This is a genomic window from Rhizobium sp. AG855, assembly GCF_003610655.1.
GTDB lineage: Bacteria > Pseudomonadota > Alphaproteobacteria > Rhizobiales > Rhizobiaceae > Allorhizobium > Allorhizobium wuzhouense.
Genome location: NZ_RAQG01000003.1, coordinates 1857577 through 1881249, shown reverse-complemented (window position 1 = coordinate 1881249; position 23673 = coordinate 1857577). Strand labels below are relative to the sequence as shown.

Sequence of the window (23673 nt, the reverse complement as noted above, 5' to 3'; positions counted from 1 at the left end):
GAGACGAGCGGCAGGAAAACAGAGTTTCATGCCGGGGAAAAGAAGTCGAGCGGGAACAATTTCGTGTAGCGTGGGGCGCCGCGCGGCCTGTAAGAAATCCGGGTGTCGAGCGACAGCCGTCAGCCACACCAGTTGAGCTTGTGGCCTTCCCAGCGATGCGCCAGACCCCGCGCGATCAATGCGTCGCCGATCGAGTGTCCGTCCTGCATCACGACGCGCAGCTTTCGCCCATACTTGTCGGTATCCCGCCATTCCTGCTGCTCGAGCGTCAGTCCGCGGCCGTTCAGCGTCTGCAAGAGCGCCACCTGCGCCTGGCGCGCAAGTTGCCGTTCCCGCTCGCAGGCCGGCTGGCTGATTTCCGGCGTGTTGATGTCCGAAATCCGGTATTTCACCCCGCCATACCAGAACGTGTCCCCGTCGACGACGCAGTTGATCCGCGTGGCCGAGGCGCAGATCGAGAACTTGGCACGGATCGGCTCTGCATCGGGCGCGACGGAGCCGGTGGTCGAGAGGTCGATCAGGCCGCTGGCATCAGCCATCAATTTGGACGGCGCCAGATTGGGGCTGGGCAACACGCCGAGGTAGATCGCCACCACGCCGAGCAGCGAAACGGCGGTCAGCCGCAGGGGAATGAAGTCGATCAGGCGCCTCTGGGGGTGGGGCGCGGGCGATGGTCCGGCCAGCTTCTGCCGGGCATCCTTCAGCAACAGCACGCGGGCGGGTTTCCGGGTCATCATGACGCCTCCTTCGCCGTCAAAGATTAGGAGAGACGTCTTGCCCCGGGCTTAACGCGATCACTCAAATGCGAATTGTCGTGCGGGTGCAGAGCCGGAAACCGTACCGATTTCAGGGAAGCTGCTAGTGACAGGATCGCCACCTTGGCTTAGATCCTTTCCAAAAAGGGCACCGCGCGCCGAGCGCCATTGGGCGTTTGCCTGCGGGCCAGAACCGACATCGAGGTAACACCCATGCCCGTCTATCGTTCGAGAACCACCACCCACGGCCGCAACATGGCGGGCGCGCGCGGCCTCTGGCGCGCCACCGGCATGAAGGATGGCGATTTCGGCAAGCCGATCATCGCGGTCGTCAACTCGTTTACTCAGTTCGTGCCCGGCCACGTCCACCTGAAGGATCTCGGCCAGCTCGTCGCTCGTGAGATTGAGGCCGCCGGCGGCGTGGCGAAGGAATTCAACACCATCGCGGTCGATGACGGCATCGCCATGGGCCATGACGGCATGCTCTATTCGCTGCCGTCGCGCGAGATCATCTCCGACTCGGTCGAATACATGGTCAACGCCCACTGCGCCGATGCCATGGTCTGCATTTCGAACTGCGACAAGATCACCCCCGGCATGCTCTCGGCCGCCATGCGCCTGAACATCCCCGCCGTCTTCGTCTCCGGTGGCCCGATGGAAGCCGGCAAGGTCGTCATGCATGGCAAGACGGTTGCGCTTGACCTCGTCGATGCCATGGTCGCCGCTGCCGACGACAAGATTTCCGACGAGGACGTCAACACCATCGAACGCTCGGCCTGTCCGACTTGCGGCTCCTGCTCCGGCATGTTCACCGCCAATTCGATGAACTGCCTGACCGAAGCGCTGGGTCTCTCGCTGCCCGGCAACGGCTCGACGCTCGCCACCCATTCCGACCGCAAGCGCCTCTTCGTCGAGGCCGGCCACCTGATCGTCGATCTCGCCCGCCGTTACTACGAGCAGGATGATGACAGCGTCCTGCCGCGCTCGATCGCAACGAAGGAAGCCTTCGAGAACGCCATGGCGCTCGATATCGCCATGGGCGGCTCGACCAACACGGTTCTGCACATCCTCGCAGCCGCGTATGAAGGCGGCGTCGATTTCACCATGGACGACATCGACCGCCTGTCGCGCCGCGTGCCCTGCCTCTCCAAGGTTGCTCCCGCCAAGCAGGACGTGCACATGGAAGACGTGCACCGCGCCGGCGGCATCATGCGCATCCTCGGCGAACTCGAACGCGGCGGCCTGCTCAACACCGATTGCAAGACCGTGCACGCCCCGACGCTCGGCGACGCCATCAACCGCTGGGATATCACCCGCACCAATTCCGAGACGGTCCGCACCTTCTTCAAGGCCGCCCCCGGCGGCGTGCCGACCCAGGTCGCCTTCTCGCAGTCCTCGCGCTGGGATGAACTGGACACCGACTCGGACAAGGGTGTCATCCGCTCGGTCGAAAAGCCCTTCTCCAAGGATGGCGGTCTGGCCGTGCTCTACGGCAACATCGCGCTCGACGGCTGCATCGTGAAGACTGCCGGTGTGGATGAATCCATCCTGAAATTCTCCGGCCCGGCCCGCGTCTTCGAAAGCCAGGACGCCTCGGTCAAGGCGATCCTGTCCAATGAGATCAAGGCCGGCGACGTCGTCGTCATCCGTTACGAAGGCCCGAAAGGCGGCCCCGGCATGCAGGAAATGCTCTATCCGACGAGCTATCTGAAGTCGAAGGGCCTCGGGAAGGCCTGCGCGCTGATCACCGACGGCCGCTTCTCCGGCGGCACGTCCGGCCTCTCCATCGGCCACGCCTCGCCGGAAGCAGCCCAGGGCGGCGCGATCGGCCTCGTCCAGGAAGGCGACACGATCGAGATCGACATCCCGAACCGCACGATCAACCTCGCCATCGACCCGGCCGAACTGGAGCGCCGCCGCGCCGAGCAGGACGCCAAGGGCTGGCAGCCTGCCGAAAAGCGCAAGCGCAACGTCACGACGGCGCTGAAAGCCTATGCCGCTTTCGCAGCCTCGGCCGACAAGGGTGCGGTGCGGATTTTGCCGGAATAAGACTTAACCTGACAAGCAGGAGGCGGCCCGCCGCCTCCTGACCCTGCCTGTCTTGAGTAAGCGGCCAACGACACGCCGCCCAAGACCACGCTGCGAAAACCACCGGGTGGTCAACCGGACCGAATTGTCGCCAAGCCTGAATGTCCCGCACATCTGGAGCCGCCATGACCGTCCCCTTCAGCCTCGTCGGTATCGACCACGTCGTCTTCATCGTCGACGACATGGAAAAGGCGCTCCGCTTCTATCACGACGCCCTCGGCTGCCGCCCCGGTTATTCTTATCCGGCGCTCGGCATGGAACAGGTCTGGTGCGGCGCGGCCCTGATCGTGCTCTGGGACATCACCCATCCCGGCGGCCAAAAGGCTGCCCCGCCCGTCGCCGGCGGCCGAAATGTCGACCACATCTGCATCGCCACCGGCCCCTTCGACCACGACGACCTGCGCGCCCATCTCGCCCGCCACAACGTCGCCATCGACCGCGAAGCCATGCACGGCGGCGCCCGCGGCATGGGCCATTCCTTCTATGTGAAGGACCCCTTCGGCAACACGATCGAGATCAAGGGCCCCGCCGAATATCCGGATGGACGCGGCTGACACGTGCATTTGGATAAATGTTCAGCGTTTCCGCCGAAACCACTCCTGCTTCTGTGTCTCGCGCACCCTGGTCAGATCGAACGCGGCGAACACCAAGCCGGCTTCTGTCGGCCCGATGGAAACGACGTGGCCCAGTTCATCGACAGCCACCGAATGCCCGTCATCTTTCGGCTCAGGATAGTTCGCCACCGCCATGCAGGTCACAGTCTGGTAGGCCGTGGCACGAATGCCGGCCAGCCGCACATCTCCGATTTCGGCATCGTCGACCAGCGCGCAACTGTTGGGAACCAGAATGATCTCGGCGCCCGCCCGCATCAGGTCCGTGGCGACATCGGGAAACTCCCGGTCCATGCAGATCATCAGCCCGACGGTGATCGTGCCATGCGCGGTGACGAGTTCGGTCACGTCCGACCGCTCCCCGGCAGCGCAGGCATCTTCCGGATTGTCGAAAAAGCAGATGTGGCGTTTGCGCTGCCGCAACACCGTCTGGCCCTGCCGGTCGATGAGAAGCACTGTGTTGAACGGCTTGTCCTCACCCCGCTCCAGCAGGGTCACGACAGTGGCGATCCGGTGACGAAGCGCCGCCTGGCGAAACCGTTCGACAAAGGCGCCGTCGATCGCCTCGGCGGCCTCGATCCACGCCGCGCGGCCGGACGGCGTCGTTTCATACCGGCCATATCCATTTGAGAACATTTCCGGAAAGACGATGACATCTGCGCTTTCCGCTGCCGCCTGTGCGAAGAGAGCCTCGATATCCGCGCCCGGCAGCACCTGTGCCAGTGCCACCTTGATCCGTTCGGCTTTCATTGATGACGCTCCTCCACCCGTTTTCGTGACCCGAAACAGATAGGGGTGGCGTGGTGTTCGCGCAATGCGTGTCGACCATCCGTCACGAAAGCAAACGCGAGGGAGCCATCCGCTGCCGTCTGGATCTCAATCCTGATAACTCGGATCCTCCTTGTCGAGGCACGACTTCAAATACGCAAAATGCCGCTCCGCCATGCCGCGATACGGAATCCACCCATCCGACGTGCCCTGCGCGATCTCGTCCGACAGCACCGCCAGCGGCTTGCCGGTCGACAGCGCCAGCACCATCGTCTGCGCTGCCTTCTCGAAGAAATACAGATCCTCAAACGCATCCGCCACCGTCTCACCGGCAACCGAGACGCCGTGATTACCCATCACCAGCACCGCCTTGCCACGGATCATCTCGGCCAGCCGCTCCCCTTCTTCCGCCGCGTCGGCGATCCCGCCAAACGACAAATCATAGCCGATCCGCCCGAAGAACCGCGCCGTGTTGTTGTCGAGCGGCAGAAGCGTCGGGTCCTTGAGGCAGGAGAGCGCGACTGCATAGGGCGAATGGCAATGCAGGATCACCCGCGCCTCCGGCAGCATCCGGTGCAGCGTGCCATGCACGGTCCAGGCCGACGGATCTGGCGCATTGGGCCGGTGCATCACATCAGGATCATCGGCATCGAGCAGCAGCAGATCGCTCGCCTTGACCGTGGCAAAATGCTGCCAGCGCGGATTGAGCAGAAATTTCCGCCCATTGGCGGAGACCGCCGCGCTGAAATGATTGCCGACCGACTCGCTCCAGCCGAAGCGATGGCAAAGCCGGAAGGCCGCCGCCAGATCCTGACGCAGGGTGGTCAGTGCAGCCTCATCGAGCATGTCGTTGACAACGGGAGAAATGTTCATGCCTTGAACCGCCCTTCCGTCGTCAGCGCCCGGTAGGTCGAGCGCATCTCCTCGCGATCAGCATAACAGCCGCGCAGATAACGATCACCGCTGGTCGCCGAATAGGCCATACGCCCATGCACGATCCGGTGGTTGTCGAACACCATGCACTCCCCGGCCTTCATCAGGAAGCGCATCATGAAGCGGTCGTCCTGCAGCATTTTGCCGAAGCGGCAGAAGGCCGGATAATAGTCGTCGAGCACGGTCTGCGGCAGGTCGAACAGGTCGGCCATATGCTGGCTGATCGTCAGCCCCGAGACCTCGCCATGTTTGTCGAGCTCGATCACCCGCTGCCGCGAGCGCATGTCATAGGTGTCGTGCTCGCAGAAGAAGGGAATGTCGATCTCCGACAAGAGCTTGAACCCCTCCGGGTCGATCTCGCGGAAGGCATTCGCCACCGCCACACCGTCCGAATAGATGCTCATGCCGCCTTCGACGGTATTGGCCCGGCAATGCAGGAACTGGATGCCCGGCGCATGCTCCTCGGCCGGCGTGTCGGTATGCAGCTCCAAGGCTTTCGCCGTATAGGCCGTGTTGGTCGGGTTGATATGCGTCTTCACATCAAAATATTCGCCGAAGAAGGTCGGCCGCACATGGCCCATCAGCTTGACGGTCTCGGTCAGCCCTTCGTTGCTGTCGGGCATATCGGTGACGATCGTCAACCCTTCGACGATCATGGCTTCGAGCCATTCGGCAACCTTCTTCGGATCGCGCATCAGTTCCGGCTGCGAGAAGCGGGGAATGTTTGGATAGTGGTCGCTGAACCAGGCCCTGCGGGGCAGGTCGGCCGGGTCAGGCCGATGTTTGCCTTCGGTGTAGAGTTCAAGCAGCGACAGCGGAAAGCGCGACACATGGTTCTCGCCCGCCCAGCGGATGACAAGCGTCCCGTCTTCGATCTCGGCACTGGCAGCGCGCGGAGCAGCAGAGAGGTGGAAGATGTCGAAGCTGCGTTCGCGCGTCGTGCTGTCGAAGGAGGAGGGACAATTGTCGCGCAGCCAGTAATAATTGAAATAGGCCTGCTTTCCCTCGGAGAGCGGCAGGTTCAGCCCTTTTTCGGCCAGGGTCACGGCGCCTGCGGCAACATGCATATTCACAGCGAATTTCCTTAAGCTGGGGCAGCGATAGAGCGGATCGGATTTGACGATCATCATCCGACTTAACAGGCGAGGCCAGAGCGATTATGCTTATGCTGAGTTAAGCTGGAGGTTAAGTTGAGCCGTCTGCCCCCCTTACGCCTTCTGACCACCTTCGAGGCCGTCGCCCGGCTCGGTTCCATGCGCGAGGCGGCAACCGCCTTGAACGTCACCCAGCCCGCCGTGACGCAAGCGCTGAAGGCGCTGGAAGACCATGTCGGCGCCATCCTGATCGACCGCACGACCCGGCCGGCCAGGCTGACCGAACCCGGCCAGCAGCTCGCCCGCGCCACCCGCGATGGCCTCGACCTGATCGCCGACACGATCGAGGAAATCCGCACCAGCACCGGCCTCGAAGACCAGCGTCTCACCGTCGCCTGCACCATGGGGCTGGCCACCCACTGGCTGATGCCGCGCCTGAGCGACTTCTACGCCCGCCATCCCGGCTATGTCGTCAATGTCCAGGTGCCGCCCACCGACCTGCCGCAAATGTGGCCCGGCACCGATCTCGTGTTGCGCTATGGTCGCGGCACCTGGACGGATGGCGCGACGCTGCGCCTCTTCGACGAGGCCGTCTGCCCCGTCGGCCGCCCGGCGCTGGTCGAAAACCTCTTGGCAAAAGGCGAGGGGCTGGACGCTGCCCCGCTCATCCATGTCCGCACCGTCGAGGCGCGCCACTGGGAAGGCTGGACCGATTATCTTAGCCGACGCGACCTGCCCAAGCCGCGCGGCCCCTCCCACATCTTCGACAACTACGTCCAGGCCGTGCAGGCGGCGTTGGACGGCCGCGGCCTGATGCTCGGCTGGCGCTCGATCACCGACACCCTCGTCGCCGAGGGCAGCCTCAAACCCTGGCCCGATGGCGCCCTCGACCTCGGCACCGCCTACTTTGCCACGGTCGCGCCAGCGGCCGCGAAACGCCCGGCGGTCAAAGCGTTTGTGGCCTGGCTGGGGGAGCGGGCGGAAGAAGCCCATGACGGGGTGGGGCAGGGTGCGTAATTAGGCAAATAGGAAAATAGCGGAATATCGACGGCGCCGATTACGAAGAAGGCTGCGTTTCCTGAAAACTCTCCAGCGCTGTCACCATCTGCCACCAATCGCCGAGATTGCCGTACTCCGCAAACATCTGGCGCAGCTCCGGCACCTCCAGCGCATAGGCGATGATCGGCGCCAGATGAAGATCCGCCAGCGTGAGTGTGTCGCCACACATCCACTGCTGCTCGGAAAGAAAGCCGGCGAGCACGCCGAGCGTGATCCGGGCAACGCCGCGCGCTGTCTCCACGCGCCCTTCATCCGGAGTTTCCCCCCGCTTCGGCTTTTCGATGCATTCCACATAAAGCCCCCAGACCATCTGCGGATACACATAGCCATCAGCAATGCTGATGATCTGGTTCATCCTGGCGCGCGTTTTCGCATCGGCAGGCTGAAGCGCCGGCCCGTCAAAGGCCTCGTCGACATAGCGGGTGATGGCGCCAGTCTCATAGAGATGGAAATCGCCGTGTTCGAAGGCCGGGATTTTTCCGAAAGGATGCCTCTGCCGATGCGCTGCTGGAATCCCGTCTTCGGCAAAGATGTCGACCGGCACGAGATCATAGGCAACGCCTTTTTCCAGAAGGGCAAGGCGCGCGATCCGCACGTAAACGCTGTAATCGGCGCCATAGAGCCGAGGTGGTTTTCTGCTTGCAGGCTCCGTCACCATCGCTCCTCATGCATCCAATTCGGATGTGTGTGATGCAGTCAAAACACCCGAAGCGCAGTCCGCTCGACATCGGCCCGGAGCAAGGGATGCAGGCTATTGCGTGTCGTGAGGTCAATAGCCATCGAAAGCTCCTGCTCCAGAAACTGCTGGATGCCGATAAGCTCAATCAGGGAAAACGTCTGGGCTGGATCATGATCAATAAACAGGTCCAGATCACTTGTTGGTTTCGCTTCGTCGCGGGCCGTCGAACCGAAAACAAACAGTGCGGTTGCCCCCATGGCCCGGACCGTTGGGGCAAGCCGCTTGAGCTGCGATAGGGCTTCGACCTGTTTCATGCGAGGATGTTAGCACTCCGCATGACGCCAGTCACTTCGGCCGTTGAACGCCCTCATACACCGTCGCGAGCTGCGCCATCCGCGCCGTATAGGCAGCCGTCAGGCAGGCAACATCGCCTTTGCATTCGCCGCGCTGCGTCAGCCAGGCGATCTGCTGGTCCTGCAATTCGCCGCGTGCGCCCATGGCGAGAAGGCCGGACAAAAGCTCGAAGGTCGTGACCATCTTCACGTCCACGTCGTTCAGCGACAGCGTCTGGCAAATGGCGGTCTCGTCCTCGGCAAGATCGGGTTTCTGGCAGTCGAAACTTGCGGCCTGGGCGGGAAGGGCACCCGCCAGCACGGGGCCGGCCAGAAGCGCGAAGAGGATGGCGCGTGCGGCTGCTGCATGGGGATCAGTCATCATGGTGACCTCGCTTGATTTCACTTAAGCGGGCAACGTCCACAACCACCGCATCGTTCCATGCAGCGCGCGCATGCCAGCCTCTCACGTTCAGGTGAAAATCCGCAAAAAGTCCTGTCATCGACGGCAGTACTCCCTACCTTCACCAGCATGAACCGAAGAACCCTGCTTGCGGCAGCCGCCGCCCTCCCGCTCGTCTCCGCCTCTCGCACCTTTGCCCAGTCGGCTGAACCCACAGCTGCGCTGCCTCCCGCGGATCTCGATGCGCTTCGCCCGCGTATCGCGACCCTGCTTGAGGATGCCCGAAGGCTCGACACGCTGGAAACAGTCATCGTCACCCGCAATGGCGAAGCCCTCGGTGAACGCGCCTATGGCACCAGTTCGCTTGATGGCTCGACCAACATCAAGTCGGCGTCGAAATGCGTGGTCTCGGCGCTGGTCGGCATCGCCATCGACAAGGGCCTGCTCGATGACGTCGACCAGAAGATCGAAACCGTCCTGCGCTCGGAATTCCCCAACAATCCCGATCCGCGCCTGTCGCAGATCACCATCGGGCATCTGCTCTCCATGCGCGCAGGACTCGACCGCATGTCGGGGCCGAATTACGGCCGCTGGGTCGCCAGCCGCAACTGGACGCGCTTTGCGCTCGCCGCCGATTTCATCGATGAGCCGGGCGGTGGCATGCTCTATTCGACCGCCTCCACCCATCTGCTCTCGGTGATCCTCACCAAGGTCTCCGGCAAGCCGACACTGGCACTGGCAAGGGACTGGCTCGGCCCGCTCAAGGGTTTCCGCATCGGCGCCTGGGACCGCGATCCGCAAGGCTATTATCTCGGCGGCAACCAGATGGCCATGACGCCGCGTTCGCTGCATGCCTTCGGCGAGCTCTATCGCCGGGGCGGCGTCACTGAAGATGGCACCCGCCTGGTCTCCGAAGCCTGGATCCGCGAAAGCTGGATCCGCCGCACCAATTCCGTCTTCAACGGCGACGGTTACGGCTATGCCTGGTTCCTCAAGGAGATGGCCGGCGAGCAGGTCAACTATGCCTGGGGTTATGGCGGCCAGATGCTCTACATCACCCCGAGCCTCGGCCTCACCGTCGCCATGACCTCCAACGAGGCCGCCCCGTCCGCCCGCACCGGTTACCGTGACGCGTTGCACACCCTGATGACCGGCATCATCGAAACCGTCAGGACTTGAGCCGGACAGGCGTTATCCCCATCTGCGATCACGCTTCCTTGGTTCTGCCTATTTCAGGACGCAGGAACCGGGTCTAGAACATTCCTGATCGTCTGAAGGATCTTCGCATGCCGCACTTCGACCGCCTGAAACCCATCGCTGTGATTGCCGCTCTCTTCCTGCCTCTGGCCCCGCCCGTGATGGCTGAGGACAAGGTCGTGCCGCAGAGCCAGCTCGACATGCAGATGTCCTTTGCCCCGCTGGTCAAGCAGACGCGCGGCGCCGTGGTCAATGTCTATGCCGAACGCATCGTCCAGAGCCGGTCCAGCCTCTTTGCCGGCGATCCCTTCTTCGAACAGTTCTTCGGCCAGCGCATGCCGAACCGCACCGAAAAACAATCCTCGCTCGGCTCCGGCGTTATCGTCGAGGCGAACGGCACGGTCGTGACGAACAACCACGTCATCGACGGCGCCGATGACATCAAGGTGGCGCTCGCCGATGGCCGCGAATATCCGGTCAAGGTGGTGTTGAAGGATGACCGCCTCGATCTCGCCGTTCTGAAGTTCGATGCGCCTGAAACGATGCCGACCCTGCCGATCGGAAACTCCGATTCGACGGAAGTGGGCGACCTCGTGCTCGCCATCGGCAATCCCTTCGGCGTCGGCCAGACGGTGACCTCAGGCATCGTCTCCGCACTTGCCCGCAACCAGGTGACGGAAGGCGATTTCGGCTTCTTCATCCAGACCGATGCCGCGATCAATCCCGGCAATTCCGGCGGCGCGCTGGTCAACACCCGGGGCGAACTGATCGGCATCAACACGGCGATCTTTTCGCGCGGCGGCGGCTCGAACGGGGTCGGCTTTGCCATTCCCGCCAATCTTGTGCGCGTCTTCCTCGATGCCGCCGATCGTGGCGATGCAAGCTTCGAGAAGCCCTATGTCGGCGCGAGTTTCGAGCCGGTCACGTCGGATGTTGCCGAAGCACTCGGCCTGAAAACGGTGCGCGGCGCGCTCGTCGTGCGCATTGCCGAGGATGGTCCGGCCGCCAAGGCAGGCCTGAAGCCGGGCCAGGTCGTGACCGCCGTCAACGGCATCCCGGTCGAACATCCCGACGCCCTCGGCTACCGCCTGACCACCGCAGGTCTCGGCAAGACGGCTGAACTCACGGTGCAGGAGGATGGCCGCGAGGAAAAGATCGAACTCACGCTCGCCGCAGCGCCCGAAACCCGTCCGCGCGACATCCAGCTGATCGAAGGCCGCAGCCCCTTTGCTGGCATGCGCGCCGGCAATCTGTCGCCGCGCCTCGCCTATGAACTCAAGATGGCCTCCGAGGTGACTGGCGTCGTCGTCACCGAAGTCGTGCGCGGCTCGCCGGCTGCCCGTCTCGGCTTCCAGCCGCGTGATATCGTCATTGCGGTCAATGGCGAGGATATCGCCTCGGTCGAAGACCTGCAGAAGATCGCCGAAAGCGATCCGGGCTTCTGGCGCGTCGAGATCGAACGGGATGGCCAGCGCATCCGGCAGATCTTTCGATGAGTGATCTTTTCGCGCCGCAGATGTCGAAGGAAATGGCTGAGCGCCGGCCGCTCGCCGATCGCCTGCGGCCGAAAAACCTCGCCGAAGTCACCGGCCAGGAACACCTGACCGGCGAGGACGGCGTGCTCGCCCGGATGATCGCGTCGGGTTCGCTCGGCTCGATGATCTTCTGGGGGCCGCCGGGCACGGGCAAGACCACCGTCGCCCGGCTGCTGTCCGGCGAGGCGGGGCTGGCCTTCGAACAGATCTCGGCAATCTTCTCCGGCGTGGCCGATCTGAAGAAGGTCTTCGAAAGTGCGCGGCTCCGCCGCATGGAAGGCCGCCAGACGCTACTTTTCGTCGACGAGATCCACCGTTTCAACCGCGCCCAGCAGGACAGCTTTTTGCCGGTCATGGAGGATGGCACCGTCATCCTCGTCGGCGCTACGACCGAAAACCCGAGCTTCGAGTTGAACGCCGCTCTTCTGTCGCGGGCGAGGGTGCTGACCTTCAAGAGCCATGACGCCGATAGCATCGAAACGCTGCTGAAACGCGCCGAGGAAACGGAAGGCAAGCCGCTGCCGCTCGATGCCGATGCGCGCGCAACCCTGATCCGTATGGCCGATGGCGATGGCCGCGCCTCGCTGACCTTGGCCGAGGAAGTCTGGCGCGCTGCCCGTCCCGGCGAGGTCTTCGACACCGAAGGCTTGGGAAAGATCGTCCAGCGCCGCGCGCCGGTCTACGACAAGGGCCAGGACGGCCACTACAATCTGATTTCGGCGCTGCACAAGGCCGTGCGCGGCTCCGATCCCGATGCCGCCCTCTACTATCTCTGCCGCATGTTCGATGCCGGCGAGGATCCCCTCTATCTTGGCCGTCGCCTGGTGCGTATGGCGGTGGAGGATATCGGACTTGCCGACCCGCAGGCGCTTGTCGTCTGCAATGCCGCCAAGGACGCTTACGATTATCTGGGCTCACCGGAGGGTGAACTGGCGCTCGCCCAGGCCTGCGTCTATCTCGCGACCGCCCCGAAGTCGAACGGCGTCTATGTCGCCTACAAGGCCGCGATGCGCGCCGCCAAGGAACACGGCTCGCTTCTGCCGCCCAAACACATCCTCAACGCCCCGACCAAGCTGATGAAGGCGGAGGGGTACAACGAGGGCTATCGCTACGATCACGATGAGCCGGACGCCTTTTCCGGACAGGACTATTTCCCCGAAAAGATGGGCCGGAAAACCTTCTACGATCCGCCGGAGCGGGGCTTCGAGCGCGAGATCAAGAAACGCCTCGACTGGTGGGCGAAGCTGCGCCGCGAGCGCGGTGGCTAAGGCCTACTTGCGCATCGTCATGTCGGCTTAAGTCGGTTTTAAGCGCTCTGCCTTACTCTTTCCCGCGAGCAAGGGAGGAAGCATGGCGCAGAGCGGTTCAGTTTCACAGTTTCAGTCTGATGGCGGTGCGCCCGGAGGGTTCGGCCTGCCGGCGCTGGTGCGGCTTTTCGCCTTCGTCCTGATCACGCTCTCGGCCCTGTCGCTGCTCTTCATCGGCTATATCGCTTCGCGCAAGGCCGACGAGATTGCCGTCGACAAGCAGCTGGTGCTGCTTGAAAACGTCCTGCGCGACCGCCACGGCCTGCTCGCCCGCGACCAGCTCGGGCTCGCGCGCTGGGACCGCTCGGTCAAGTATATCACCCTGAAGTTCAGGCCGTCCTATGTGGTCGAGGAGTTCGTCTCTTCGCTCTGGTATGATTTCGGCCACGAGCGCAGTTTTCTGGTCGGCCCGGGCGGCCGGCTGCTGATGTCGGCCTGGCAGGACGATGTGGACCTGACGGCCCGCGATCTCGACGCCAAAGATGATCTGAAGGCCATCGCCGATCTCGCCATCGAACGGCATCATGCGCATCGCATCACGATCGAGGGCGGCTACGGCCAGAAGCCGGTGCCGGCCTCGGAAATTCACCAGGTCGCGGCCTTCGGTTATGCCGAGATCGACGGCGAGGTCATGCTCACCACCGCCATGGCGATCGTACCCGATGACGGGGAGGTGGCCCTGCCGGAAGGCGATCCGGTCATCCTCATCTCGGCGCGGCCGATCAACGCGGAATTCGTCGGCGATCTCAACGGCCAGCTGGAATATGCCGACCTGAAATTCGCGCGCAACGGCGATGGTCTCCTGAAGATCAAGAGTGTCGACGGCCAGCCCCTGGGCAGTTTCAACTGGGACCTCTACCGTCCCGGTGCCGAGATCTGGCCGGTCGTCGTGCCGGCCGTCATGCTGCTGTGCGGGCTGCTGCTGGCCGCAAGCTTCGTGCTCGGCCGCTATATCAGCCGTCTGTCGATCCGGCTCGAGGACAGCGAGCGCCGCAACCGCGATCTCGCCCACCGCGACGCGCTGTCGGGTCTCGCCAACCGGCTCTTCTTCGAAAAGGCGCTGAACGATGCGGCCGACCGGCTCGCCCAGGCACCGTTTGCCGTGATCGCCAGCGACCTCGATCGTTTCAAGCTGGTCAATGACAGCCACGGCCACGCCGCCGGTGACGAGGTGATCCGCACGGTCGCCGAACGCCTGAAGGACGCCGTCGGCGAAACCGGTCTCGTCGGCCGGGTGGGCGGCGACGAATTCCTCATCCTGCTCACCGCTGCGCGCGACAGGGCGCGGCTTGCAGCACTCGCCAGACGCATCATCGCCTCGGTCTCCGATCCCATCACCTTGTCGACGGGTGCCGTCGTCGATGTCGGCATCAGCCTCGGCATTGCAACGGCGCCCGAAAACGGCGCTTCGGCACGCGTCATCATGTCCATGGCCGACCGCGCGCTCTATGCCTCGAAGGAAACGGGCCGCGGCCGCGTCTTCTTCGCCGAAGATCTCGAGGCTCCAAACGTGGGAGCAGCCGTCGATGCGGCCTGATCGGCTTCGCCGCCGCCTGCTGTTCCTGCTTGCCGGCTCGGGCCTCTCGACGCTGCCGCTCGCCCGCCAGGCGCTGGCGGCGCCATCGCGACCGACGCCCGGCAAAGGGCAGGGGCAGGCGGCTGCAGATGCCGGCAAGGGCCTGAAGGTGATCGTGGTCGGTGCCGGCATGGCCGGCCTTTCCGCCGCCGCGACGCTGACCGAGGCCGGTGCCGAGGTGATCGTCCTCGAGGCCCGCGACCGGATCGGCGGGCGCATCTTCACCGACCGCAGCCTGGGCGTACCCGTCGAGAACGGCGCCAATTTCATCCACGGTTTCAACGACAATCCGGCAGCCGAGCTTGCAAGCCAGACCGGCGCCACGCCCTTTTTCGTCGATCCGGAGCAATGGCAGCTGTTCCAGCCTGGTGGCGTGGAGCCGGAGGAATTCGAGACCGACGACATTTTCGACGACCTTGACCGGATCGCCGACAAGGCGGCCGAGGAGGCCGATGGCGATCGCAATCTCTCGCTGGAAGAGGTGATCGCCGTGCTCGATCCCGCACTTCTGCAGGAGCCGATCGGCAATTGGGCACTGACCGATGCCTATGAGGGCGACCTCGGCGCGCCGCTCGCGCAGATCTCGGCCCTGCATTTCGACGCCGGCGAGATCTTCGACGGGCCGGACGCCGTGCTGCGCGAAGGTTATGACACGCTGCCGAAAGCGCTGGCCGAAGGCTTCGACATCCGGCTCAACGCGCCCGTCCGCCGCATCCGGCATTCCGCCGGCGGCGTCACCGTCGACACCGTCACGGGCACACTCAGCGCCGACCACTGCATCGTCACCGTGCCGCTCGGCGTCTTGAAGGCGGGGAGCGTCGTCTTCGATCCGCCGCTGCCCGAGCCGCATCGCCGGGCGATCGCGACCATCGGCTTCGGCCGGCTTGCCAAGGTCTCGGTCGCCTTCGACCAGGCCTTCTGGCCGGAGGCGCCGCATTTCCTGGGTTTTGCCGGAGAAAAGCGCGGCCGGTTTGCCGACATGCTGAACCTCGTGCCGATCCACGGCGCCGCTGTTCTGACCATGGTTGCAAGCGGCGATTATGCCGAAACCGTCGACGCCATGGACGAGGCCGCGCTTCGGGCGGATATCACGGCGGTGCTGCGCGACATGTTTGGAGACAAGGCTGTCGCCCCGAAGGCAATGGTCCGCCATGTCTGGTCGGCCGATCCCTTTGCGCTCGGCACTTATTCCTTCCCGGCGGTCGGGGCGCAGCCTTCAGATCACCAGGTGCTGGCCTTGCCGGCCGGGCCGCGCCTCTTCCTGGCGGGCGAACACACCAGCGCCGACTATTTCGGCACGGTGCATGGCGCCTTCATCAGCGGCGAACGGGCAGCAGACGCGGTGCTGGCGGCGGGCAAGGGCTGATCGATAAGGAGTGACCGGCAAAGGCGAGGGGCGGGCCGGCCCGGCTCAGGACGCCCGCTGCTTCGGCTGGACGGCCGGTGCCGCGATCATCTTGACCTTCGATTCCGCCAGCCCGTGATGGCCTTCCATGTCGACGATCAGGTGCCAGTGGCCGCTTTCCGGGATGACGATGTTGAGCGGCGATTTCTTCGCCACGCCGCCGAGGAATTTGAAATCCAGCGTTTCCTTGAAGCGCTGGAAATTCGTCGGCGTCATCAGCCGCACATTGTTCACGGCCGACAGCGTCACCTCGATGATCGTTCCGGCGCGCTGTTCCTTGAGGTCGTAATGGGTGAAGCGGAAGGTCGGTTTGGACATTTCGCTCGGGTCTCCGTCCAGTCTTTTAATGTATCATAAATTACCGCAAGGCCGTTAAGGAAGCGTTGGCCGGTCGGAGCGGCGGGGCCGGGCAGGGCGGACTTTTTTGGGACGCGGCATTCACGGGAATGAAAGGTGAGGGTGGGGCTCCGCGCTTGTGTCTCTGCTCCCTCATGCTGAGGTGCCCTCGCATGGCGAGGGCCTCGAAGCATCCTGCGCTGGTGGCCTCGTCCTTCGAGGCCGGGCGTTGCCCGGCACCTCAGGATGAGGGAAGCGGGGTGGCCTCGCCCTTCGAGGCCCGACTGTGTCGGGCACCTCAGGGTGAGGGGTGATGTTGTATAAATGTCAAAAAACCCAAGCTTCGCCGCCGGTCGGGATCGCTCCCTCCGGGGATGGGCATGCTTGTCTCGGACGAGGCGCCAGAAGCAACCTGTCTAAGTATTTTATGTGGCTCCTTCCGGCGCCTCGTTCGGCGTTTTGTCCCGCTGCATGCGTCTCTCTGGCAAGGCGGCGACGGTCCTCGTCATCCTCGGGTTTGACCCGAGGACCGAGGATGACCGGGCGCGGGTCCGGCTGCGGCAGTCTGCTCCGAAGAGTGTTCTGCCAGAGCCTGGCCGGTGGCCCGGGAGGTTCCCGCCGGATGGTGCACCAATCCGACCGGGACCCTCGCCCGGGGGATGATCGACTGGCCATTTGCGGCCTGGCGTCCATCCCCGCCGTTTTCTCCGCCCCGCTGTCTGGATGTTCGCGACAGCGCGGGCGCCTTGTCTGTGTGCCTCTGAGGCACGTCCTTCCGATCAGGGTATCCAGGCTTTGGGGCATCCGACCCCATCACCCTCGTCAAGCCCTTCGTCCGGAGGGAGACCGTTGCAGCGGGCCGGGGATTTGGATCTGCGACAACCCTCCACCCCGGCGCCGGCCCCGCCTCGCCTGACATCGCATCGTCAGGTGTATCCGAGGGCGGGACAGCGATGATTCTACGAAAGGAAAAAGGGTGGGGGATGAAAAAATGTTTCGGGGTTTGATTTTGTTGGGAAATGTCTGAAAGTCATCCCCCTTTTTTTGGAGATGGGGCTGTCTGTCATGACCGTCTGGCCTCGGAAGGCTTGTGTCTGGATCCTCGGGTCGAGCCCGAGGATGACGGAGTGTGGGCGAGCGACTGGTATCCTCCGCTACTGTCTTCACCGGATAACGTCTGCGGAGGATACCCCTATCTCCCCGAGAGGTCGTCATCCTCGGGCTTGACCCGAGGATCCAGACACAAGCAAACTACACGCATGGCGGGCTATGTCTATATCGTCACCAACCACAAGCACGGCACACTCTATATCGGCGTGACGTCCGATCTGGAGCGGCGCATCTACGAGCATCGAGAGGCGCTGACGCCGGGATTTGCCTCGAAGTACGGTTGCCGGCAGCTGGTCTGGTATGAGGAGCACGACAGCATCGGTACGGCGATCCAGCGGGAGAAGTCGCTGAAGCGCTGGTATCGGCACTGGAAGATCGCGCTGATCGAGGGGTTCAATCCTGATTGGCGGGATCTGTACTACGAGTTGATGTGAGGCGGTGCCGGTCGCTGCCGTTGAAGGGCTTGTGTCTGGATCCTCGGGTCAAGCCCGAGGATGACAACCTTGGGGGTGTGGCTGGGTATTCTCCTCAGGGCTCGCCCGAGGACGAAGGTAGAGGAGGATACCAGCAGAATCCCCACCCTCCGTCATCCTCGGGCTTGACCCGAGGATCCAGACACAAGCCCTCGGGACGCCCGATCAGGGCCAAACCTCAGATTTCGCAAGAGGGGGGCTCGGTGATGTCGGTGCCAACGGAACCGTGCCCCTCTCCAGGAAGATCTGAAGTTTAGGCGGCTTACGCGCGCCTAAGCCTTCGATTTTCCGTCCTCCCCCGCATGGGGGAGGTGGGAGCTGCGGAGGCGCATTTGTGCCTCGGTAACGGCGGGTGAGCATGACCTGATCGAACGCCGACTTCCACTGTCGCTGGCACATCGGCAATCGCGTCGAGATAGTCCTAGTCGAACTCACGGTCTCTGAGATCCTTCACTGATCCTTGGACCGGCTCTGACCATGGCACGCGAAACAATCCCATGACGACGCGATACGCAAGCCCCTCAAGAACTCGCTGAGTTTCGGTTGGATCAACATAACCGGTTTCATCAAAGTTTGTCTTTGAGAGCTCGTCAGATAGCGATTTCTCGATCAAGCGTTCACGCGAGTACTCATGCATTTGGCTGTGCAGTGTCGTTATGCCTCTGGCAATATCTTGTTCACTGAAGGCGCTTTCCTTCACCCGTTCGACTGGTAGAAGCTCAGCGGCTTCAGGATCAGTTGTCCTGTTTTCACGCTGACGAGGGTCATTGATTAGCATGATGGGTCTAATCTTAGATGGTAAGTGATCAGACAGCTTAAACGTCCATCCTACTACCCCGTACAGGTTGAAGTAGCCGAACACTGCTCCGTCAAGATCCTGTCCAACCCAAATAACGCTGGGGGTTGGTCCATGTGCTTCGGTAAATGAAGGAAGCCTATTGGAGTTGATCGATACGTCGATCGTATCCGCGTCATTCATGATGAAGTGGCGCACACCATCGAAACTTCGATGTAAAAGGGAATCGTTGCCTATCTGACTGGCTAAAAGCACGAGCATCGACTTTGCCATCGATCGCAGGGACATCCTGTCGCCAAGGGACAGGTTAAATTCGACTGTTGGGGTGGGATGATGGTGAACAACACTTCGTTCAAGAAATTCGGCGCGAAATTTCTCTGCAATTTCGTCTGTGAGTTTCCATCGCGTGATTGCTTGTTCAACTAATTGAAGTAAGTGGGGCAAGTCCCGCGCCTGAATGCTGATAGTATGCGAGCCATCATCATTTAGTTCTCGTTCCATGGCTTGCTGTGGCCTGAACCGTGGAATGCCATCTACCAGATCGTATTTGACCGCGCGCCCGCCCAAGTTTCTGAGTTTTGGTGGTGCGTCACCATCGCCTGCCTTAAATCCTGCATGCGCACGTATTGATTCAATTGAGTGGGTCAAGTGTCGGTCTATAGTGCTTCCGGTAACGTTGTTGCAGTCGTCACAGATAATTCCATAAACGGTTTTCTTTCCCCCCAACGCATTGAGGAGAATGTGTTCAGGCTTCTCGAACGAATTCCGTACTGACGTGCAGAGGATACAGATCGGCATGTCGAGTTTCCCAACCAAAACCCCGCGCCGAACTCAATCGACGCGGGGTTTACTTTATCTCATCTCAGGCGAGTGAAAATCGAAATCTCCACCTATCCCTGTGGTCCTCAGCTGCACCCGCTCGTGGCACCACACGTGTCGCACTTCTCACACGTCCCGTTCCGAACCATCGTAAAGTTCTGGCATTCCGAGCACATGTTGCCCGTATAGCCCTGGGCAATCGACCGCATGCGGCGGGTCGCCTCAAGCTGCTTGGCATCCGCCTTCGCCTTGGCGGCCTCGTCGGCGGCCGTGTCGGAGAAGAGGCTTTCTTCGGCGATCTCCTCGGCCAGTTCGACGGCGCGTTCCTCGTAATCGCGCTTGAAGGACACGACTTCCGACGTTGCGATTGCGGTCGTCACTTCGAGCTTGCGGGCGGTGTTGCCGGCCGATGCGAAGGCGGTGACGGTTGAGGCCTTGGCGGGGGCGGCGGTGGCGGCGCCCTTGGGCTCGGCGCCGGCCGCAGCCGGCATGTGGCTGGAGACCAGCGTCGGCTTGTAGCCGCGGGTCAGGCCCTTGGAGACGACATCCGCCTTGCCTTCCTTGACGCCACGGCCGAGTGCGGTCGCGGAGAAGTCTGACGTGTCGACATGGGCGAGATCGCTGCGACCGAGATAGGAGATCGCAAGCTCGCGGAAGACGTAGTCGAGGATCGACGTCGCATTCTTGATCGCGTCGTTGCCGGTGACCATGCCGGCCGGCTCGAACTTGGTGAAGGTGAAGGCGTCGACATATTCCTCGAGCGGTACGCCATATTGCAGGCCGAGCGAGACGGAGATGGCGAAGTTGTTGATGAAGGCGCGCAGCGCCGAGCCTTCCTTGTTCATGTCGAGGAAGATTTCGCCCAGACGCCCGTCGTCATATTCGCCGGTGCGCAGGAAGATGGTGTGACCGCCGATCTTCGCCTTCTGGGTATACCCCTTGCGGCGGGTCGGCAGCTTTTCCTGTTCGCGTACGACCCGCTCGACGATGCGCTCGACGATGCGTTCCGTGATGGTGACGGCCTGGGCGGCAGCGGGCTGAGCCAACAGGTCGTCGAGTGCGTCGTCATTGTCCTCGTCTTCGATAAGCGAGGCATTGAGCGGCTGGGAAAGCTTCGAGCCGTCGCGATAAAGCGCGTTGGCCTTGAGGGCCAGCTTCCAGGACAGCATGTAGGCGGCGCCGCAGTCTTCGACGGTCGCTTCGTTCGGCATGTTGATCGTCTTGGAGATCGCACCCGAGATGAACGGCTGGGCCGCTGCCATCATGCGGATGTGGGATTCGACCGAGAGATACCGCTTGCCGATCTTGCCGCAGGGATTGGCGCAATCGAAGACCGGCAGATGTTCGGCCTTCAGGAAGGGCGCGCCTTCGAGCGTCATCGCACCGCAGACATGGATGTTGGCAGCCTCGATGTCCTTCTTCGAGAAGCCCATGTGGTCGAGCAGGTTGAAGCTCATGTCGGCGAGCTGCTCGTCGGAAACCTTGAGGGTGTCCTTGAGGAAGTCGGCGCCGAGCGTCCACTGGTTGAAGACGAACTTGATGTCGAAGGCAGACTTCAGCGCGCCGTTGACGGCCTCGATCTTCTCGTCGGTGAAGCCCTTGGCACGCAGCGTCGTCGGGTTGATGCCCGGCGCCTGGTTCAGGTTGCCATGGCCGACGGCATAGGCGTCGATTTCGGCGATCTGGGATTCAGAGTAACCCAGCGTGCGCAGCGCTTCCGGAACGGCAGCGTTGATGATCTTGAAGTAGCCGCCACCGGCGAGCTTCTTGAACTTGACCAGTGCGAAGTCGGGCTCGATGCCGGTGGTGTCGCAGTCCATCACGAGACCGATCGTGCCGGTCGGCGCGATGACCGAGACCTGGGCATTGCGGTAGCCATGCTTTTCGCCGAGCGCCAAAGCCTTGTCCCAGGCAGCCGTCGCATGGGCGATCAGATCAGGATCGGTGCAGTCGGCATGAACAAGCGGCACGGGATTGACGGAGAGGCCTTCATAGCCGTCCGACAGGCCGAGTGCTGCGCGGCGATGGTTGCGGATGACGCGCAGCATGTTGTCACGGTTCGGCGCAAAGCCCGGGAAGGGGCCGAGTTCCGAGGCGATTTCGGCTGACGTCGCATAGGAGACGCCGGTCATGATGGCGGTAAGGCTACCTGCGATGGCACGGCCTTCGGCCGAGTCATAGGGGATGCCGGAGGACATCAAGAGGCCGCCGATATTGGCATAGCCGAGGCCGAGCGTGCGGTATTCATAGGAGAGTTCGGCGATCTGGCGCGATGGGAACTGCGCCATCATCACGGAGACTTCGAGCACGACGGTCCACAGGCGGACGGCATGTTCGTAGTCGCCGATGTCGATGTTCTTGGTCGTCTGGTCCTTGAAGCGGAGCAGGTTGAGCGAAGCGAGGTTACAGGCCGTGTCGTCGAGGAACATGTATTCCGAGCACGGGTTCGAGGCGCGGATCGGGCCCGCTGCCGGCGAGGTGTGCCAGTCGTTCATCGTCGTGTTGAAGTGCAGGCCAGGATCTGCCGATGCCCAGGCGGCATAGGAGATCTTGTCCCAGAGGTCGCGGGCCTTCAGCGTCTTCATCACCTTGCCGTCCTTGCGGGCGGTCAGGTTCCAGTCGCCGTCGTTTTCGACAGCGCGCAAAAAATCGTCCTTCAGCGAGACGGAGTTGTTCGAGTTCTGGCCCGACACGGTGAGATAGGCTTCCGAATCCCAGTCGGTGTCATAGGTCTTGAACTCGAGATCCTTGTAGCCCTGCTGGGCGAACTGGATGACGCGCTTGATGTAGTTTTCCGGAACCTGGTCCTTCTTCGCGGCGCGGATTTCGCGCTTCAGGGCAGGGTTCTCGTTCGGGTCGAAGCAGGCGCCGTTGTCAGCCTCGCAGTTGACGCAGGCCTTCATGATCGCCTTCAGGTGCTTGGCGACGATCTTGGAGCCGGTGACGAGGGCTGCAACCTTCTGCTCTTCCTTCACCTTCCAGTCGATATAGGCTTCGATATCCGGATGGTCGATGTCGACCACGACCATCTTGGCCGCACGGCGGGTGGTGCCGCCGGACTTGATGGCACCGGCAGCCCGGTCGCCGATCTTCAGGAACGACATGAGGCCGGAGGAACGGCCGCCGCCGGACAGCTTTTCGCCTTCGCCGCGCAGATAGGAGAAGTTGGAGCCGGTGCCGGAGCCATACTTGAAGAGACGGGCTTCGCGGACCCAGAGGTCCATGATGCCGCCTTCGTTGACCAGGTCGTCTTCGACGGACTGGATGAAGCAGGCATGCGGCTGCGGGTGTTCATAGGCCGACTTCGACTTGACCAGCTTGCCGGTGAAGGGGTCGACATAGAAATGGCCCTGGCCGGGGCCATCGATGCCATAGGCCCAGTGCAGGCCGGTGTTGAACCACTGCGGGGAATTCGGTGCGACGCGCTGGGTGGCGAGCATGTAGGAGAGCTCGTCCTTGAAGGCGGCAGCGTCTTCTTCAGACGAGAAGTACTTGCCCTTCCAGCCCCAGTAGGTCCAGGTGCCGGCCAGGCGATCGAAGACCTGGCGGGCATCGGTTTCCGAGCCGTAGCGTTCGTTTTCAGGCAGGGAAGCGAGGGCCTTCTCGTCGGCAACCGAGCGCCAGAGGAAGGAAGGAACGTCGTTTTCCTCAACCTTCTTCAGGATCTTCGGAACGCCGGCCTTGCGGAAATATTTCTGGGCGAGAATGTCGGCCGCCACCTGGCTGAACTGGGCCGGGACGTCAATGTCGGCAAGACGAAATACGATTGAGCCGTCGGGGTTCTTGATCTCGCTGATGGCCTTGCGGAACTCGATCTCCGCATAAGCGGACTGCCCCGGTTTGGTGAAGCGACGTTCAATGCGCATCTGCCTGTGTCCCTCGATCTTGGGCGCCGATAAGGCGCGAAATATGGCGTCCGGTTGCGCGCGTCAAACCGCACAGCCAGTGATTTGTTCGTCTGTCAGGTGATTCATCCGAAGACTGGGCACCCTGTATCTTGTGGTGATGGTGGCTGCAAACGCTAAATATAGTATTAACAGATTATTGCCGCCAGACATAGACCCCCTGCCGGGCGGTCAAAAGTCGCACAGAATTCCTATCATGGGCGACGTCGTCAGAACGCCGTTCCAGGTGCAAGAAAGCCGCTACAAATTTTGATGAAACCCGGCCTCGTTCATGCCCGGTCCAGTCGCCGCCGCAACAGGATCCATTAACATCGACCCGACTGATTCCGTCAAGGGGTGGTCTGTGAAGGAAATGTTAACGCTATATCTTGTGGTGCCCTGTTGTGGATAACGGGCAAAAGGCCGAAGTCACGGGAATGTCTTGCCTTTCTGCTGCAGCGATCGCAGGCGGGGCAGGGGCTCCGGCCTGTCAAGCTTCCGTCACGAATATTT

Annotated in this window: 19 protein-coding genes; 9 read left to right on the top strand and 10 right to left on the bottom strand. The window is 62.5% G+C overall.

Annotated features, from left to right (window positions below; all coding sequences use genetic code 11):
- Positions 1-119: 119 nt before the first annotated feature.
- Complete coding sequence (locus tag DFO46_RS09185; RefSeq protein WP_183041869.1) at positions 120-734, bottom strand: thermonuclease family protein; 615 nt, start codon at positions 732-734, stop codon at positions 120-122.
- Between the two features lie 234 nt (positions 735-968).
- On the opposite strand from DFO46_RS09185, the gene ilvD reads away from it, so the two are divergent.
- Positions 969-2804: a dihydroxy-acid dehydratase gene (gene ilvD, locus DFO46_RS09180; RefSeq protein ID WP_120277093.1), complete on the top strand. Its 1836-nt coding sequence runs from the start codon at positions 969-971 to the stop codon at positions 2802-2804.
- 164 nt (positions 2805-2968) lie between these two features.
- A complete protein-coding gene (locus DFO46_RS09175) occupies positions 2969-3397 on the top strand; it encodes a VOC family protein (protein WP_120277092.1) in 429 nt (142 codons plus the stop codon).
- A gap of 21 nt (positions 3398-3418) precedes the next feature.
- Here the strand turns inward: DFO46_RS09175 and DFO46_RS09170 are convergent, their stop codons facing one another.
- The 3 genes from DFO46_RS09170 to DFO46_RS09160 form a co-directional block, all read right to left on the bottom strand.
- Complete coding sequence (locus DFO46_RS09170) at positions 3419-4204, bottom strand: carbon-nitrogen hydrolase family protein (RefSeq protein WP_120277091.1); 786 nt, start codon at positions 4202-4204, stop codon at positions 3419-3421.
- A gap of 126 nt (positions 4205-4330) precedes the next feature.
- The gene (locus DFO46_RS09165) at positions 4331-5095 is read right to left on the bottom strand and encodes a class II aldolase/adducin family protein (protein WP_120277090.1); all 765 of its coding nucleotides are present in this window, start codon (positions 5093-5095) and stop codon (positions 4331-4333) included.
- Positions 5092-6222 carry a TauD/TfdA family dioxygenase gene (locus DFO46_RS09160; protein WP_183041932.1) on the bottom strand — a complete coding sequence of 377 codons (1131 nt, stop codon included), beginning with the start codon at positions 6220-6222 and terminating at the stop codon, positions 5092-5094. Before DFO46_RS09160 ends, DFO46_RS09165 begins: the two co-directional genes overlap by 4 nt.
- 123 nt (positions 6223-6345) lie before the next feature.
- Here DFO46_RS09160 and DFO46_RS09155 point away from each other — a divergent pair, with 123 nt between their 5' ends.
- Positions 6346-7266 carry a LysR substrate-binding domain-containing protein gene (locus DFO46_RS09155; RefSeq protein ID WP_120277088.1) on the top strand — a complete coding sequence of 307 codons (921 nt, stop codon included), beginning with the start codon at positions 6346-6348 and terminating at the stop codon, positions 7264-7266.
- Positions 7267-7306: 40 nt separating this feature from the next.
- Here DFO46_RS09155 and DFO46_RS09150 read toward each other — a convergent pair whose 3' ends face one another.
- The 3 genes from DFO46_RS09150 to DFO46_RS09140 are packed head-to-tail and all read right to left on the bottom strand — an operon-like array spanning position 7307 to position 8701.
- Positions 7307-7963 carry a glutathione S-transferase family protein gene (locus DFO46_RS09150; RefSeq protein WP_245422541.1) on the bottom strand — a complete coding sequence of 219 codons (657 nt, stop codon included), beginning with the start codon at positions 7961-7963 and terminating at the stop codon, positions 7307-7309.
- A gap of 41 nt (positions 7964-8004) precedes the next feature.
- Positions 8005-8301: a nucleotidyltransferase domain-containing protein gene (locus tag DFO46_RS09145; protein WP_120277086.1), complete on the bottom strand. Its 297-nt coding sequence runs from the start codon at positions 8299-8301 to the stop codon at positions 8005-8007.
- A gap of 31 nt (positions 8302-8332) precedes the next feature.
- Entirely contained in the window at positions 8333-8701 is a 369-nt protein-coding gene (locus tag DFO46_RS09140) for a hypothetical protein (protein ID WP_120278196.1), read from the bottom strand.
- Positions 8702-8851: 150 nt separating this feature from the next.
- Here DFO46_RS09140 and DFO46_RS09135 point away from each other — a divergent pair, with 150 nt between their 5' ends.
- From DFO46_RS09135 to DFO46_RS09115, 5 genes are all read left to right on the top strand, one after another.
- Positions 8852-9901 (top strand): serine hydrolase, encoded by a 1050-nt coding sequence (locus DFO46_RS09135; protein WP_120277085.1) that lies wholly within the window; start codon positions 8852-8854, stop codon positions 9899-9901.
- Positions 9902-10080: 179 nt separating this feature from the next.
- Positions 10081-11415 (top strand): DegQ family serine endoprotease, encoded by a 1335-nt coding sequence (locus DFO46_RS09130; RefSeq protein ID WP_245422608.1) that lies wholly within the window; start codon positions 10081-10083, stop codon positions 11413-11415.
- Entirely contained in the window at positions 11412-12722 is a 1311-nt protein-coding gene (locus tag DFO46_RS09125; RefSeq protein ID WP_120277083.1) for a replication-associated recombination protein A, read from the top strand. The genes DFO46_RS09130 and DFO46_RS09125 overlap by 4 nt, the downstream gene beginning before the upstream one ends.
- Positions 12723-12804: 82 nt before the next feature.
- Positions 12805-14298, top strand: coding sequence for a diguanylate cyclase (locus tag DFO46_RS09120; protein WP_120277082.1), 1494 nt, complete (start codon positions 12805-12807; stop codon positions 14296-14298).
- Positions 14288-15703 (top strand): NAD(P)/FAD-dependent oxidoreductase, encoded by a 1416-nt coding sequence (locus tag DFO46_RS09115; RefSeq protein ID WP_183041868.1) that lies wholly within the window; start codon positions 14288-14290, stop codon positions 15701-15703. Before DFO46_RS09120 ends, DFO46_RS09115 begins: the two co-directional genes overlap by 11 nt.
- 45 nt (positions 15704-15748) lie before the next feature.
- Here the strand turns inward: DFO46_RS09115 and DFO46_RS09110 are convergent, their stop codons facing one another.
- Positions 15749-16060 (bottom strand): DUF1883 domain-containing protein, encoded by a 312-nt coding sequence (locus tag DFO46_RS09110; RefSeq protein ID WP_110793227.1) that lies wholly within the window; start codon positions 16058-16060, stop codon positions 15749-15751.
- A gap of 1277 nt (positions 16061-17337) precedes the next feature.
- On the opposite strand from DFO46_RS09110, the gene DFO46_RS09105 reads away from it, so the two are divergent.
- Positions 17338-17622, top strand: coding sequence for a GIY-YIG nuclease family protein (locus tag DFO46_RS09105; RefSeq protein WP_120277080.1), 285 nt, complete (start codon positions 17338-17340; stop codon positions 17620-17622).
- Between the two features lie 460 nt (positions 17623-18082).
- Here the strand turns inward: DFO46_RS09105 and DFO46_RS09100 are convergent, their stop codons facing one another.
- The gene (locus DFO46_RS09100) at positions 18083-19255 is read right to left on the bottom strand and encodes an HNH endonuclease (protein WP_120277079.1); all 1173 of its coding nucleotides are present in this window, start codon (positions 19253-19255) and stop codon (positions 18083-18085) included.
- Positions 19256-19362: 107 nt separating this feature from the next.
- The gene (locus DFO46_RS09095; protein ID WP_120277078.1) at positions 19363-23142 is read right to left on the bottom strand and encodes a vitamin B12-dependent ribonucleotide reductase; all 3780 of its coding nucleotides are present in this window, start codon (positions 23140-23142) and stop codon (positions 19363-19365) included.
- Between the last annotated feature and the right edge of the window lie 531 nt (positions 23143-23673).